Source organism: Rhodosalinus sp. (assembly GCF_041685465.1).
Taxonomy (GTDB): Bacteria; Pseudomonadota; Alphaproteobacteria; order Rhodobacterales; family Rhodobacteraceae; genus Rhodosalinus.
On sequence record NZ_JAWLFS010000056.1, the window covers coordinates 1 to 14,084 of the forward strand.

A 14,084-nucleotide genomic window follows, 5' to 3' on the forward strand; every position below is an offset into this window, starting at 1 on the left:
CAGGCGCACTGACCGCAGCGCCTGCGCGTGCTGCTGTCGATCGCGCGCGCGAGCCGGTGCAGGGAACCGGGTGACACCGCCCCGCCTCCGAGGTAGACACGGGGCAGACCAACGGGGCCGTGGCGGAACGGTAGACGCACCGCACTCAAAATGCGGAGCCGCAAGGCGTGAGGGTTCGACTCCCTCCGGCCCTACCAGTCCCCGCCGACCGGCGAAGACCCGGCAGACCTTCCGCGTCGCGGGCCGCGGGCGCCCGGAACGCCGGGCCGGAGCGGGTGAGGGACGACCGGCCCGCGCCCGGCGGGCGCGGCGATCGCGGGTCCGGTTTTCCGCGCGGCCCGATCCCTCATCCGAAGATGGGGCGGCAGATCAGGGGGCCCGCAAGGCCGCCAGATCGGCGAGGTAGCTCGCCTCGGCCCGTTCGCGCGCGATCTGCGCGAGGTCGAGTTCCGCGAGAATCATGTCGGTCTCCTCGCCCGGCCCCGCCTGCGCGAGCGTCTCGCCGCGCGGGCCGGCGATGGTCGAGAGCCCCACGAAGGTCAGCCCGGGTTCGGTCCCGGCGCGATTGCAGTACCCGACGAAGATCTGGTTCTCGAGCGCGCGCACCGGCACGACCTGGCGCGCGACGCGCGCGTGCGGCGCCATGAGCGCGGTCGGCACGACGAGGACGTCGACGCCGGCCTGCGCCTCGGCGCGGACGAGCTCGGGGAACTCCACGTCGTAGCAGATGAGCACGCCCACCCGCGTCCCGTTCACCTCGAACCGGCAGGGCGCCGCGCCGGCGCGGAAGGTCGCCTTTTCCCAGCCGCCGAAGAGCGCGCGCTTGTGATACCGCCCGAGCTCCGAACCGTCGGGGCCGAAGGCGACGGCGGCATTGCGGAGCCCCTCGGGCCGGTCGAGATGCGTTCCCATGACGAGAGCGACGCCCGCGGCCCGCGCGGCCTGCCCCACCTCGGCGAGTGCGTCTTCGACGCCCGAAAGATCGCCCACCGCGAGGTCCGGGATATGGTAGCCGGTCAGGAAGCCTTCCGGAAAGACGAGAAGGTCCGCGCCGGCCCCGGCGGCGTCTTCCGCGGTACGCGCGGCCGCCGCGACCGTCGCGGCGAGGTCACCGGGCACACCCGCGCCCTGCCAGAGTGCCAGTTTCATCGCTCCTCCACCCGGTCCGCGCCGAGCAGCCTCGGCAGGTTTCCGAACCGCCCGATCGCCCCGAAGACGACGACCGCGAGCGCCACGAAGAGCACCGCGACCACGGCCATGATCGGCGTGTAGCCGTAGCGCAGGCTGTTGAAGATCTTGATCGGCAGCGTCTCCACCGTGAAGCCCGCGACCATGTAGGCGATGATGTACTCGTTGAGCGAGAGCACGAAGGCGAAGGCGTAGCCCGAGACGATGTAGGGAAGGAGCAGCGGCAGGATCACCGTGCGCAGCACCTGCCCCCGCGTGGCGCCCATGGTCCGTGCCGCCTCCACGACCGAGGGGTCCATCGCGCCGAGCCCGAGCGACAGCGTCACCACCGGCAGCGTCACCAGAAAGACCCCGTGCGAGACGATGGTCGCCGTCATCTGCCCGTACATGCCGATGGTGACCCAGAAGACGAGGAAGCCGAGCGCGGAGATCACCGGCGGCAGCATGAAGGGCGCGACCCCCAGCGTGTGGAGCGCCCGCGCCAGCCACCCGGACCGCGACCAGACATGGAGCGCGAGCGGCAGCGCCACGATCACCGCGAGCGCCGCCGAGGCCGCGGCGATCACCAGCGAGTTCCGGAGCGGCACCAGCCAGTCGGAGGTGGTGAAGAGCGCCCCGTACCAGCGCAGCGAGGTCTCGGGCGGCGGGAAGAGAAGCGCCTGCTCGGCGTTGAGCGAGACGCCGGCGACCACCACGATCGGCGCCGCGAGCAGCGCGAGGATCACGAGGATGTAGCCCGTGCGCACCGCCCCGCTCATGCCGCACGCTCCCGGTCGCGCCCGAGCAGCAGCGTGAGCCCGACGAGCGCCAGCGACACGAGCAGAAGCAGCACCGCCATCGCCGCCGCGAAGGGCAGGTTCGACTGGAAGATCGCCTGATCCGTGATGTGCACCGAGAGCGTCCAGTGCGCCGGCTGGCCCAGCACCTGCGGCAGGAGATAGACGCCGAGGGTGAAGACGAAGACGAGGATCCCCGCCCCCATCAGCGGCGCGCGCAGCATCGGCACCGTGACGGTCCAGAAGGCGCGCAGGGGCGTCGCCCCCATGATCCGCGCCGCCTCGCCGAGTTCGGGATCGAGGCGCGAGACCGGCGGATAGAGCACGAGCACCGCGTAGGGCAGCGCGAGGTAGCAGAGCCCCGTCATCAGCGCGAAGAAGCTGGGCGCGTAGGCGCGCGATTCCTCGATCAGTCCGAGCCAGGCGAAGAAATTTCCGATCCCGGCGGTCTTCGACAGCAGCGTCGAGAGCGAGAAGCCGATGATCACCTCCGAGAGCGACAGCACCGCCAGCAGCGCCACCAGCACCAGCGTCTGCGCCCGCCGCCCCATCCGCGCGAGGATCACCGTGAAGGGAAAGGCGAGCGCCACGCAGATCGCCGCCGCGCCCGCCGAGAGCGCGACGGAGGTCAGGAGGATCTTGCCGAAGAAGGGCGTGAGAAAGCGCGCGTAGCTCGCCAGTTCGAAGCCCGGCTCGTAGAAGCCGCCGGGCACGCGATGCGCGACGCTCACGCCCAGCATGATCGCGAAGGGCACGAGGAAGAAGACGACGAGCCAGCCCGCCGGCAGCGCGGCGAGCCAGCCGGGCGTCGGTTTTCCGGTCGGCCCGCTCATGCCGGCAGCACCACGCGGCCACCCGGCGCGAAGCCGAAGCCCACCTTCTGCCCCACGGCCACCTCCGGCCGCGCGCCCGGCGCGTAGAGCGCCGTGATCTCGCGGTCGCCATGGTCGATCAGGACCTGAACGCTTTCGCCCAGGTCGCGGATGAAGCTCACCGTGCCGGGCAGCCCGTCCTCGGCGATGCGCACGTCCTCGGGCCGGACCGAGAGCATGGCCGCCCCCGGGGCGGCCTTCACCCGGTCGGCGGGATCGAGCGCGATGCGGTGGCCCGAGACGGCGATCTCGCCCTCGCGGAGGTCGCAGGGCAGCAGGTTCGACGTGCCGATGAAGCCCGCGACGAAGGCATTCGCCGGGTCGCGGTAGACCTCCATCGGCGGGCCCACCTGCTGCACGCGGCCCTGATCCATGACGATCACGATATCGGCCATGGTCAGCGCCTCCTTCTGGTCGTGGGTGACGACGACCGTCGTCACGCCGAGGCGCTGCTGAAGCTGGCGGAGCTCGACCTGCATGTGTTCGCGCAGGTTCGCGTCGAGCGCCGAGAGCGGCTCGTCGAGCAGGAAGAGCCGCGGTTCGATGGCGAGCCCGCGCGCGATCGCCACGCGCTGGCGCTGCCCGCCGGAAAGCTGATGGATGCGCCGCCCGCCCATGCCGTCGAGCTGCACGAGCGCGAGAAGCTCCTCGGCCCGCGCACGGCACTCGGCCTTCGGCCGGCCCCGGATCGAGAGCGGATAGGCCACGTTCTCGCCCACCGTCAGATGCGGGAAAAGCGCGAGCGACTGAAAGACCATGCCGAAGCCGCGCGCATGCGCCGGCGTGTCGGTCACGTCCTCGCCCGCCACGAGCAGCCGCCCGGCGCTCGGCGTCTCCAGCCCCGCGAGCAGGCGAAGCAGCGTGGTCTTGCCGCAGCCCGAGGGGCCGAGCAGGCAGACGAAGCTGCCGTCGGGGATGTCGAGCGAGATGTCGTCGACGGCCGTGAAGGCGCCGAAGCGCTTGCTCAGCCCCTGAAGTGAAAGATCGGTCATGCAGGTGCCCTGTCGCGCGCCGGCCCCGAAGGGCCGGCGCAGTGTCCCCGGTTCAGCCGGTGACGATTTCGGTCCATTTCTGATTCACCCAGTCGCCGCGGTCGATGTAGAGGTCGTACTGCGGCAGGATCGGCTCGATCTCCGAGGCGACGGCCGCGAACTCCTCGTCGGTCAGATCCGTCAGCTCGCGCGGGACCGTCGGCGCGGTGCCCACGAAACGGGCGAGCTTGGCCTGCACCTCCGGCTGCGCCATGTAGTCGATGAAGACCTGCGCGGGCTCGATCATCTCCGAGGCGCGCGAGACGACCCAGCTTCCCGAGTCGAGCACCGCGCCCTCCTGCGGGAAGGTCGAGCGCACGGGCTTTCCGTCCGCCGCGGCAAGGCCGGTCACGTCATGGTAGTACTGCCCCATCGGGATCTCGCCGGTCTCCAGCGCCTGCTGGAACTGGCCCTCGTCGCGGTACCAGAGCTGGACGTTCGGCTTCACCTCGGCGAGCTTTTCCATGACCTCGAGGATGCCCTCCTCGGTGGCGAGGATCTCCTTGCCGCCGAAGTGCACGGTCGCCGTGATTTCCAGCAGGAAGGAGTTGGAGGCGAGCGCGAGCAGCCCCAGCCGGTTCTCGTTCGCCGGATCCCAGAGCTCGGCCCAGCTTTCGGGCGCCTCGGAGTAGACGTCGGTGTTGCTCACGAGCGTGATGAACCAGCTCACCGCGCCGGTGCCGTAGGTGCGCCCGTCCTCGTAGGAATAGACGAAATGCTCCGGCAGGTTGCCGAGGTTGTCCATCGCGTCCCGGTCGAGCTCGGCCCAGAGGCCCGCACGCTCGCCCCGGATGCGCGGCACCTGCGCCATCATCGATACGTCGGCCGGCGCCTCGCCGGCACGCGCGGCCTGCTGAAGCTGCACCAGCCACGCCTCGCCCGTGGGCTCGGGGATCGAGTCGACCTCGAGGCCGGTGGCGGCGGTGAAGTCGGGGTAGATGTGCTCGCGGAAGCTCTCCTCGAAATAGCCGCCGTAGGTGCCGATCTTGAGCGGCGCGGACTGTGCGCGCAACACCGCGGGCGCGGCGAGCGTGCCGAGCGCGGCGGCGCCCGTCGAGGCGAGAAGCCTGCGTCTGGTGATCATGATCCGTCTCCCTTTGGACTGTCGGTCGCGCACAGGCATGGCCCGAGCGCGCGCCGCACGCAAGTCGGAGCGGCCGTCAGGGGCGAACGGCGCCCGGTTTCTGCCCGCCGATCGCGCAGGCAGGGCGCCCGTCGCGCGGCGGGCGGGGCAGCCCCGGCGCCCGTCGCCACGGGCACCCGCCGCGGGTGTCGGCCAGCTTCTGTCGCGAACGGATGCCGATGCGGCGCTGCAGCGACGGCGCGGGAACAAGCATCCTGAGACAGTCCGGGCGCACTGGGGTCCGGCGGCGCGAAGGCTTTCATCATGGTTAAGACGCTGCTCGGGGTCTGGGCGCTTCTGCTCGGCATCGTTCTGATCATGCTGGGCAATGGCATGCATTTCACCCTGATCGGCCTGCGCGGCGGGATCGAGGGGTTCTCGGCCTCGGAGCTGGCGGTCGTCACCTCGGGCTACTTCATGGGCTTCCTGTCGGGCGCCCGGTACACGCCGGTCCTGATCCGGCGTGTCGGGCACGTGCGCGTCTTCGCGGCGCTCGGCAGCTTCATGTCCGCCGGGCTGATCGCCTTTCCGCTGCTCACGGAACCCTGGGCATGGACCCTCATGCGCCTGCTCATCGGCTTCTGCATGTCGGGCATCTACGTCGTCGCCGAAAGCTGGCTGAACGACGCTTCGAGCAACGAGACACGCGGCACGGTGCTTTCGGCCTACATGATCGCGCAGACGCTGGGCATCATCGGCGCGCAGGGGCTGCTGACGCTGGGCGACGCGGGCACCTCGGTCCTGTTCATCGGCGCCTCGATCCTCGTCTCGATCTCCTTCGCGCCGATCCTTCTTTCCGCCAGTCCCGTCCCGGCGGCCGAGGTGACGCGCCCCATGCCGTTGCGCGCGCTGTTCACGGGATCTCCGCTCGGCACGGTGGGCATATTCCTGCTGGGCAGCGTCTACGCCACGCAATCCGGCATGGGGGCGGTCTTCGGCACGCAGATCGGGCTTTCTGCGACGCAGATCGCGCTCTTCGTGGCGATGCTCTTCGCGGGGGCGCTGCTGCTGCAGGTGCCGATCGGCTGGCTCTCGGACCGGATGGACCGGCGCAGACTGATCTTCGCGTCCGCGGCGCTGGGCGCCGCCGCCTGTGCGGCGGGATGGGCGATCGGAGACAACCTGTGGCTGCTGATCGCGGCGGCATTTCTGGCAGGCGGGGTGACGACGCCGCTTTATGCGCTGCTGCTGGCCTACACCAACGATTTTCTGTCGGTCGAGGACATGCCGGCGGCCTCGGGCGGGCTCGTGTTCACCTTCGGGCTCGGTGCGATCACGGGGCCGCTGGTGGCAGGCTGGGCGATGCAGACGACCGGGCCCTTCGCGTTCTGGCTGGTGCTGGGGGCGACCTTCGGGCTCATCGCGCTCTACGCGCTCTACCGCATGACGCAACGCGAGGCCGGATCCGTGGAGGACACCGAAAGCTACCTCAGCGTGCTGCCGAGCGCATCGCCCGTCGCGGTCGAGGCGGCGGGCGTCTGGTCCGCCGAGCAGGGCGAGACCGAGGACGCGCCGGATCGGGACGGCTGAACGCGGCAAGCGACCGGCGCACACCTCGCGCCGAGGGGCGCGCCGCGCTGCACCATCGGCCGGGGCGATGGCCCGCCGCTATCGCGGGACGACCGCGCACCGTCGCGGGACGCGCCCCTGCCTGCCGGGCGAGATCGCGGCACGGCGCGACCGGCACTCTCGACGGGAGGCCCCTCCCGAACCGCGCCCTGATCGCAGTGACACGGGGTCCGTGATGCCGCTCGGGCCATCGGGGCCGCTCACGCCGGTCGGTCCACCCGCGCCAGAACTTGCTGCGCACGCGGGGGGGGGGCGTCCCTCGCACCGCCTAGGGGCCGAGGTGTCTCACGGCGCTGCCGCTGCCGCCAGCGCAAGGAGCGGCTCAGGGTAGAGCCCCGGCAGGACGATCAGCGCGAGCGCGCCGGCGAGCATGACCGTCGCGCCGCCCGACAGGACGGGTGCGGCGACGGTCTCCTCGCCGTCCGGCGCAGCGAGCGCCGCGATGCCGAAGCGGAGGTAATAGTAGAAGGCCACCGCCGCGCCGACCGCCGCCGCGGCGAGCAGCGCCCAGGCCTCCGCCGCGGCGAGCGCCGAAAAGAGATAGACCTTGCCGAGGAAACCCACCGTGGGCGGCAGCCCGACCATCGACAGCAGGGCGAGACCCAGCGCGAAGCCCGCGAGCGGATGGCGCCGGACGAGGCCCCTGAGCTCGCTGCGCGAGACGCCGCCGAGGGCAGAGGCCACGCAGAGCGCGGCGACCACCGCCGGCGCATAGGCCGCGAGGTAGACCAGCAGCGCCTCTCCCGCGAGCGGCCCGCCCGCGGCGAGGATCATGGCGAGGTAGCCCGAATGCGCGATCGTCGAATAGCCCAGCATCCGCGCGAGGCTCTCCTGCCGGAGCGCCACGATGTTGCCGAGGAGCGCCGCCGCCGCGCCCGTCACGCCGAGGCCGAGCGTCCAGACCGCGCCGCCCGGCGCGACCTCGGCGAGGCGCAGCAGCGCGACGCCGGTGGCCACCTTCGAGAGCGCGCCGGCCAGCGCCGCCGCCGAGGCCGGCGCGCCCGAGAAGAGGTCCGGCACCCACATGTGGAAGGGGGCGAGCGAGAACTTGAAGGCGAGCCCCGCCAGAAGGAGCGCCCCGCCCACCGCGGCGAGGCCGCTGCTGCCGCCCCAGTCGGCGAGCGCGAGCGAACCCGTGCCCGCGAAGGCGAAGGCCGCGCCGAGCAGGAGCGTCGCGGCGCTGACGCCGCCCATCAGGAAGAGCTTGTAGCCCGCCTCCGCCGCCGGTGCGCTGCGCGGCAGCAGCGCGAGCGCGACCATGGCGAGCGTCGTGATCTCGAGCCCGAGGATCAGCACCGCGCCGTTGGTCGCCCCGGCCAGCGCCACGCCCCCCGCGGCCGCGATCGCCACCAGCGCCGGACCCTCGCGCGCGCCGTCCTCGTCCCGGACGAAGGCGAGGATGCCGAGCCCCGCGAGCAGCGCAAGCCCCGCACCGAGCCGCGCCAGCGCGTCATCGGCGAGGATCGCGTAGGCCGGCGCGGGCACGGCCCCCGCCCGCAGCGCGACCACGGCGAGCGCCAGGATCATAAGCGCCGCCGTCGTGCCCCGGATCGCGCGCAGGGAGGCCACCGGCGCCATCGCCATGCCGACGATCCCCGCGAGCCCCGTGAGCGCCAGAGGCGCGAGCGAAAGGAACGCCGTGCCCGTCATGGCTGCACGACGATCAGGGGCTCGAGCGCGGCCTCGACCGCCGTCCAGAGCCAGCCGATCAGAAGTTGCGGAAAGAGCCCGAAGACCAGCGCGCAGAGCCCGAGGATCGCGATCGGCCAGAGCTCGTAGCGATGGAGGTCGGGCACGTTCTGCACGGCCGGCTTCGGCGCGCCGAAGGCGATGCCGCCGATCAGCCGCGTCGCATAGACGACCGAGACGACCAGCGAGACGAGCGCGATCGCCGCGAAGATCCAGTTGACCTGGAACATGCCGGTGATGACCAGCGCCTCGCCGAGGAAGTTCGCCGTCCCCGGCATGGCGAGCGCCGCGGCGAAGAAGAGCGCGAAGGAGGTGGCGAAGGCCGGCGCCGTCTTCTGCAGGCCGCCCAGCTCGCGCAGGTCGCGGGTGCCGGTGCGGTGCTGCAGCGCCCCGATCAGCAGGAAGAGCGCCGAGGAGGAGAAGGCGTGCGCGATCATCTCGACGCCCGCGCCGACAAGCGCGAAGTGCACGCCGCCGCAGACCCCCATCAGCACGATGCTCATGTGCGCGACCGAGGTGTAGGCCACCAGCCGCTTCGCGTCCGTCTGTCCGCAGGCGAGGATGCCGCCGTAGACCACGCCGAAGGCGCCGAGCGCCATGCCCCAGCCGGCGAGCGCCGTGAGCCCCTCGGGAAAGAGCATCGGCGGGAAGCGGAACAGCCCGTAGGCGCCCGTCTTGAGCAGCAGCCCGGCGAGCAGGATCGAGCCCGCCGTCGGCGCCTGGGTGTGCGCGTCGGGCAGCCAGGCATGGAAGGGCGGCACCGGCAGCTTCACCATGAAGGCGAGCGCGAAGCCCAGCAGAAGCAGGATCTGCGCGGTCTTCGAATAGTCGCTCTCGGCCAGCACGAAGGCGTCGAAGGTCACCGGGTCCGAGGTGGCGCCCATCCAGAACACCGCCGCCAGCAGGCCGAGCCCCGCCACCGCGTTGAAGACGAGGAACTTGATCGCCGCCGCCTCCCGGTCGCCGTGGCCCCAGAGCGCGATCAGCAGGAAGGCCGGCACGATCATCAGCTCCCAGAAGAAGGCGAAGATCAGCAGGTCGAACGACAGGAACACCCCGTTGGCCGCCGCCACCGTCCAGCAGATCGCCGCGTGGAAGAGCGCAGAGCGATGCGTGACATGCCAGGATATGAAGACCGAGATGATGCCCAGCCCCGAGGAGATCGCCAGCATCGCCGCCGTCAGCCCGTCCATCGCCAGAAGCACCTGGATGCCGAAGGAGGGCGCCCAGTCGGCCCGGTAGAAGGCGAGCCAGCGCCCGTCGTCGCCGAAGACGACCCCGGCCAGGAGCGCCACCAGCGTGGCCCCCATTGCCGCGATCGCGACCCAGCGCTCGCGGTCGCGGCCCGTTCTCGCCGCAAGAAGCGCGGCGAAGCCGCCGAAGAACGGAAGCAGTAGCTGCGCGATCAGCGCCATGTCATCCCCCATCCGATCAAGAGAAGCGCGGCAAGCCCGAAGGCCAGCGCCAGCGCGTAGTCGCGCACCCGGCCCGTCTGCAGACGCCGCGCGCGCTCGGCGGCCCGCCCGATGCCGCGCGCCCCCCACATCCAGGCCATGTCCATCCGGTCGGGCGAGAAGGGCAGCAGGAGCGCGCGCCAGATCCAGAGCCCGAGCACGACGGTGGCCTGTCCAACCGGGTCGGAACTCGCGCCTTCCGGCTGGCGGGCGTGGCGCACCGCGCCCTCGAGCTCGCGCTCGAGACCCTGCGCCCCGCGCCCCCGCCCGACCACGCGCTCGACCCATTCGCCGCGCCCGCCGGAGAGCCGGCGCACGAGCCTCCGGTAGGGCCGCACGAGCAACGCGTAATAACGCGCGTCCATCTGCAGCCCCGCGCGCAGGCGCCGCGCGCGCGCCACCCGGTCGGCCAGCGCCGGCACGAAGGTCAGCGCGGCCGATCCCGCGATCCCGAGGAGCGCCGCGCTCGCGCCGGCGAGCTCGACCCAGAGCGCGGGATGCGGCGGGTGCCCGCCCAGAAGCTCCGTCAGAGGCTTCACGCCGAGCCCCCCGGCGAGCGCGAGGACCGCGAGCACCACGAGCGGACCGACGGCGAGCCAGCTCTCGCGGCCCCGCGGCGTCTCCGTCTCCGGCGCGCGCAGCGCGGTGAAGACCGGGCGGAAGGCATAGACCGCCGTCAGCGCCGCCGCGGTCAGCCCCACGGCCCAGACGGCGAGGCCGAGCCAGCTTGCCTCGAAGGCCGAGGCGAGGATCGCCTCCTTCGACCACCATCCCGCGGTGACGAGCGGCAGGCCGGCGAGGGACGCCGCGCCGGCGGCGAAACTGGCGAAGGCGATCGGCGCGCGCCGCGCGGTGCCGCGCAGCGCCGCGATCGAGGTGCCGCCGGCGCCCGCATGCGACAGCACGCCCGACGCCATGAAAAGGAGCGACTTGAAGAGCGCATGCACCACGAAATGCGCCATCGCCACCGCGGGCGCGCCGACGCCCACGGCGATCAGCATGTAGCCGATCTGGCTGATCGAGGAATAGGCGAGCAGGCGCTTGACGTCGGTCTGCGCCACCGCCGAGGCCGCCCCGAAGAGCGCCGTGACCACGCCCGCGATCGCCGTCGCCGCGGCGACGCCGTCGTTGGCCGCCATCACCGGCGCGAAGCGCGCCAGCAGCACCGCGCCGGCGGCCACCATCGTCGCCGAGTGCAGGAGCGCCGAGACGGGCGTGGGCCCGGCCATCGCCGTGGGCAGCCAGGTGTGGAAGGGGAACTGCGCCGACTTGCCCATCGCACCGATGAGCAGCAGCGCCGCGATCAGCGGCCCGCGCGCGGTGTCGATCGCCGCACCCGCCGGGATCAGCTCGGAGAGCCGCACCGAGCCGGCCTCGAGGAACAGGAGCAGGAGCCCCGCGAGCAGAGCCGCGTCGGCGATGCGCGTGATGACGAAGGCCTTCTGCCCGGCCGCGAAGGCGCGCGGCGAGGTCATGTTGTAGGAGATCAGGAAGAAGGAGCAGAGCCCCATCAGCTCCCAGCCGAGGAAGAAGGTGATCGAATCGGCCGCGAGCACCATGGAGAGCATGCCCGCCTGAAAGAGGTTCATCAGCGCGAAGAACCGGCGCAGGTCGGCGTTGCGCGCGCCCGACATGTAGTCGAGCGCGTAGATCATCACACAGGCCGAGACGAAGGCCACGGTCAGCGCCGTCACCGCGCTCAGCGTGTCGAGACCGACGGCCAGCGCGACCTCGTAGCTGCCGACGTAGAGCGTGAAGATCGGCGCGATCTGGTCGCCCCAGAGGCCGGTGAGATGCGCGATCGCCATCGGCGCGATCACCGCGAGCGGCGCGCAGCCCGCCACGATCGCCGCCGCACGCACCGCCCGCCGGTCGAGCCGGTAGGGATCGAGCGCCAGCAGCACGAAGCCGGCGAGCGGCGGGGTCGGCACGAGCAGGAGAAGATAGGCCAGCATCGCTACCCCCTGAGCTGCCGCGCGGCATCGGCATCGCCGTCGCCCGCGTGGCGTCGAAGCTGCAGGTAGATCGCGAGCCCGAGCGCGACCTCGGCGGCGGCGAGCGCGAGCACGATCAGGAACATCGCGGTCCCCTCGACCATGCCGTGATGCGCGCCCGCGGCCACGAAGGCGAGCGCCGGGCCCGCCAGCATGATCTCGAGCGAGATGAGCTGCATCAGGATCGTGCGCCGCGCGAGCACGCCGAAGAGCCCCGCCGCGAAAAGCCCCGCCGCGATCGCGAGCAGGAAACTCACCCCCGTCATCGCCTGCCCCCTTTCTGACGGCGGCGCAGCACGCGCACACCGATCATCCCGGCGATCAGCAGCAGCGAGACGAGCTCCGTCACCACCGCCCAGTCGCCGAACATCAACTGCCCGAGCGCCGCGGCGCCCGCCCCCGCCGGCGCGCCCTCGCCCGCGCCGCGGAGGCCCAGGAGCATCGGCGCCAGCGCGAGCACCGCCACCACCGCGGGCACCTGCCACGCGCCGGCGAAGAGCACCCGCTCCCGCGCGCGGGCCTCCGTCCCCGCCTCCACCGTCATCACGACGAAGACGAAGACGGCCACCACCGCGCCCGCGTAGATCAGGAGCTGGATCGCCCCCGCGAAGGGCGCGGCCAGCGCGAAGAAGGCCGCCGCCAGCGCGACGAGCGCACCGAGGAGCAGGAGAAGCGCGTGCACGACCGAATCCCGCGTGACCGCGAGCGCCGCCGCGGCGAGGGCCAGCGCCCCCGCCCAGATCGCGATGGCCCAGCTCATGGCGTCAGGTCCTTCAGATCGACGGGCGCCGCCTCGTCCTCGGCCGCGCCCTTGTCCTTGCCGCCGATCGCCTTGCCGGCGACCGACCAGTAGCGGTAGCCCTGCTGCTTGCCCTGCCCCGCGATCAGCAGGTCGGCCTTGTCGTAGACGAGGCTTTCGCGCGCGTAGTCGGCGGTTTCGAAATCCGGCGTGAGCTGGATCGCCTGGGTCGGGCAGGCCTCCTCGCAGAAGCCGCAGAAGATGCAGCGGGCGAAGTTGATGCGGAAGGTCTCGGGATACCAGCGCCCGTCGTCGGTCTCGGCCTTGACGACGTCGATGCAGTCCACCGGACAGGACGCCGCGCAGAGGTTGCAGGCGACGCAACGCTCCTGCCCGTCCGGGTCGCGCGTGAGCACGATGCGCGCGCGGTAGCGCGCCGGCAGCTCCGGTTTCACCTCCGGGTAGCCGGCGGTGTATTTCCGCGTGACGAGCTTGGCGCCGATGCGCCCGAGGCTTTCGATGATACCTTTCATGCGCCCCCCCTCAGGACCACGACGGCGCCTGTCGCCAGCAGGTTGACGAGCGCGAGCGGCAGCGCGGCCTTCCAGGCGAAAGCGACGAGCTGGTCGTAGCGCGGCCGCGGCAGCACCGCCCGGATCCAGATGAAGGCGAGCGCGATGAGGCCCGTCTTGAGACCGAACCACACCGGCCCCGGCAGCCACGGCCCGAGCCAGCCGCCGAAGAAGAGCGTCGTGGCCAGCGCCGCCACCAGCAGCACGGCGAGGTATTCGCCGAGGAAGAAGAGCGCGAAGCTCATGCCCGAGTACTCCGTCATGAAGCCCGCGACGAGGTCCTGCTCGCTCTCCTGCAGGTCGAAGGGCAGCCGGTGCGCCGCCGCGATCCCCGCGATCGTGAAGAGCGCCGCGCCCAGCGGCTGGAGCGCCACGAACCAGAGCCCCTCCTGCGCCGCGACGATCTCGCCGAGCTCGAGCGTCCCGGCGAGCATCACGACGCCCATCAGCGAGAGCCCGAAGAAGGCCTCGTAGGACAGCATCTGCGCCGCCGCCCTGAGCCCGCCGAGCATGGCGTAGCGGTTGCGCGAGGCCCAGGCGCCGAGCACCATCGCGTAGACGGTGAGCGCCAGCATCGCGAGGATGAAGATCACGCCCACGTCGAGCGCGGCCAGCGTCCAGCCCGGCGCGACGGCGACCACCGCGAAGCCCGCGAGCACCGGCGTCGCCGCCAGCGCGGGCGCGAGGCGGAAGGTCAGCCGGTCGCCGCCCGGCGGCACCTCGTCGGCCTTGAACATCAGCTTCACCGTGTCGGCGATCCACTGGAAGAAACCGAAGGGGCCGACGCGGTTGGGACCGAGCCGCTCCTGGAAGAAGCCGAGGCCGCGCCGCTCGACCCAGGTGAAGACGCCCGCCGCGACGAGAAGCGCCATGATCATGGCGAGCGAGATCCAAAGGGTGACCAGAACGCTCATGACCGCGCCTCCACCGTCACCGGCGAGCGCGCGCCGCGCGGCAGGACGCGGCCAGCGGAGGCCGCGACGTGCCCGCGCGGGACATCCCGGTCGAGCGTGAGCGCCACCGGCGCGGCGCCCGCCACCGCGACCGGCGTGCCCGCGGCAAGGCCGCGCGCGGCCG

At 72.0% G+C, this 14,084-nt stretch carries 13 protein-coding genes and 1 tRNA gene; 2 read left to right on the forward strand and 12 right to left on the reverse strand.

Annotation, left to right across the window (positions count from 1 at the left end):
- Positions 1-113 precede the first annotated feature (113 nt).
- Positions 114-197: transfer RNA gene (locus ACESL7_RS05645), tRNA-Leu, on the forward strand.
- A gap of 172 nt (positions 198-369) precedes the next feature.
- Here the strand turns inward: ACESL7_RS05645 and ACESL7_RS05650 are convergent.
- The 5 genes from ACESL7_RS05650 to ACESL7_RS05670 are packed head-to-tail and all read right to left on the reverse strand — an operon-like array spanning position 370 to position 4,951.
- Positions 370-1,149 carry a carbon-nitrogen hydrolase family protein gene (locus ACESL7_RS05650; protein ID WP_372892303.1) on the reverse strand — a complete coding sequence of 260 codons (780 nt, stop codon included), beginning with the start codon at positions 1,147-1,149 and terminating at the stop codon, positions 370-372.
- The gene (locus ACESL7_RS05655; protein WP_372892305.1) at positions 1,146-1,946 is read right to left on the reverse strand and encodes an ABC transporter permease; all 801 of its coding nucleotides are present in this window, start codon (positions 1,944-1,946) and stop codon (positions 1,146-1,148) included. Before ACESL7_RS05655 ends, ACESL7_RS05650 begins: the two co-directional genes overlap by 4 nt.
- Entirely contained in the window at positions 1,943-2,797 is an 855-nt protein-coding gene (locus ACESL7_RS05660; RefSeq protein ID WP_372892307.1) for an ABC transporter permease, read from the reverse strand. The genes ACESL7_RS05655 and ACESL7_RS05660 overlap by 4 nt, the downstream gene beginning before the upstream one ends.
- Complete coding sequence (locus tag ACESL7_RS05665; RefSeq protein WP_372892309.1) at positions 2,794-3,828, reverse strand: ABC transporter ATP-binding protein; 1,035 nt, start codon at positions 3,826-3,828, stop codon at positions 2,794-2,796. The genes ACESL7_RS05660 and ACESL7_RS05665 overlap by 4 nt, the downstream gene beginning before the upstream one ends.
- Before the next feature lie 52 nt (positions 3,829-3,880).
- Entirely contained in the window at positions 3,881-4,951 is a 1,071-nt protein-coding gene (locus ACESL7_RS05670) for an ABC transporter substrate-binding protein (protein ID WP_372892311.1), read from the reverse strand.
- A gap of 303 nt (positions 4,952-5,254) precedes the next feature.
- Between ACESL7_RS05670 and ACESL7_RS05675 the strand changes: the two genes are divergently transcribed.
- A complete protein-coding gene (locus tag ACESL7_RS05675) occupies positions 5,255-6,520 on the forward strand; it encodes an MFS transporter (RefSeq protein WP_372892313.1) in 1,266 nt (421 codons plus the stop codon).
- Between the two features lie 324 nt (positions 6,521-6,844).
- On the opposite strand, the gene ACESL7_RS05680 is transcribed toward ACESL7_RS05675, so the two are convergent.
- From ACESL7_RS05680 to nuoH, 7 genes are read right to left on the reverse strand one after another with little or no spacing between them, the layout of a single operon-like run.
- The gene (locus tag ACESL7_RS05680) at positions 6,845-8,209 is read right to left on the reverse strand and encodes an NADH-quinone oxidoreductase subunit N (RefSeq protein WP_372892315.1); all 1,365 of its coding nucleotides are present in this window, start codon (positions 8,207-8,209) and stop codon (positions 6,845-6,847) included.
- On the reverse strand, positions 8,206-9,663 hold the full coding sequence (locus ACESL7_RS05685; protein ID WP_372892317.1) for a complex I subunit 4 family protein: 1,458 nt from the start codon (positions 9,661-9,663) through the stop codon (positions 8,206-8,208). The genes ACESL7_RS05680 and ACESL7_RS05685 overlap by 4 nt, the downstream gene beginning before the upstream one ends.
- Complete coding sequence (locus ACESL7_RS05690) at positions 9,654-11,657, reverse strand: NADH-quinone oxidoreductase subunit 5 family protein (RefSeq protein ID WP_372892318.1); 2,004 nt, start codon at positions 11,655-11,657, stop codon at positions 9,654-9,656. The genes ACESL7_RS05685 and ACESL7_RS05690 overlap by 10 nt, the downstream gene beginning before the upstream one ends.
- 2 nt (positions 11,658-11,659) lie before the next feature.
- Complete coding sequence (gene nuoK / locus ACESL7_RS05695; protein ID WP_372892320.1) at positions 11,660-11,962, reverse strand: NADH-quinone oxidoreductase subunit NuoK; 303 nt, start codon at positions 11,960-11,962, stop codon at positions 11,660-11,662.
- The gene (locus ACESL7_RS05700) at positions 11,959-12,456 is read right to left on the reverse strand and encodes an NADH-quinone oxidoreductase subunit J (RefSeq protein ID WP_372892322.1); all 498 of its coding nucleotides are present in this window, start codon (positions 12,454-12,456) and stop codon (positions 11,959-11,961) included. Before ACESL7_RS05700 ends, nuoK begins: the two co-directional genes overlap by 4 nt.
- The gene (gene nuoI, locus ACESL7_RS05705; RefSeq protein WP_372892324.1) at positions 12,453-12,968 is read right to left on the reverse strand and encodes an NADH-quinone oxidoreductase subunit NuoI; all 516 of its coding nucleotides are present in this window, start codon (positions 12,966-12,968) and stop codon (positions 12,453-12,455) included. The genes ACESL7_RS05700 and nuoI overlap by 4 nt, the downstream gene beginning before the upstream one ends.
- The gene (gene nuoH, locus ACESL7_RS05710; RefSeq protein WP_372892326.1) at positions 12,965-13,921 is read right to left on the reverse strand and encodes an NADH-quinone oxidoreductase subunit NuoH; all 957 of its coding nucleotides are present in this window, start codon (positions 13,919-13,921) and stop codon (positions 12,965-12,967) included. The genes nuoI and nuoH overlap by 4 nt, the downstream gene beginning before the upstream one ends.
- Positions 13,922-14,084: the final 163 nt, after the last annotated feature.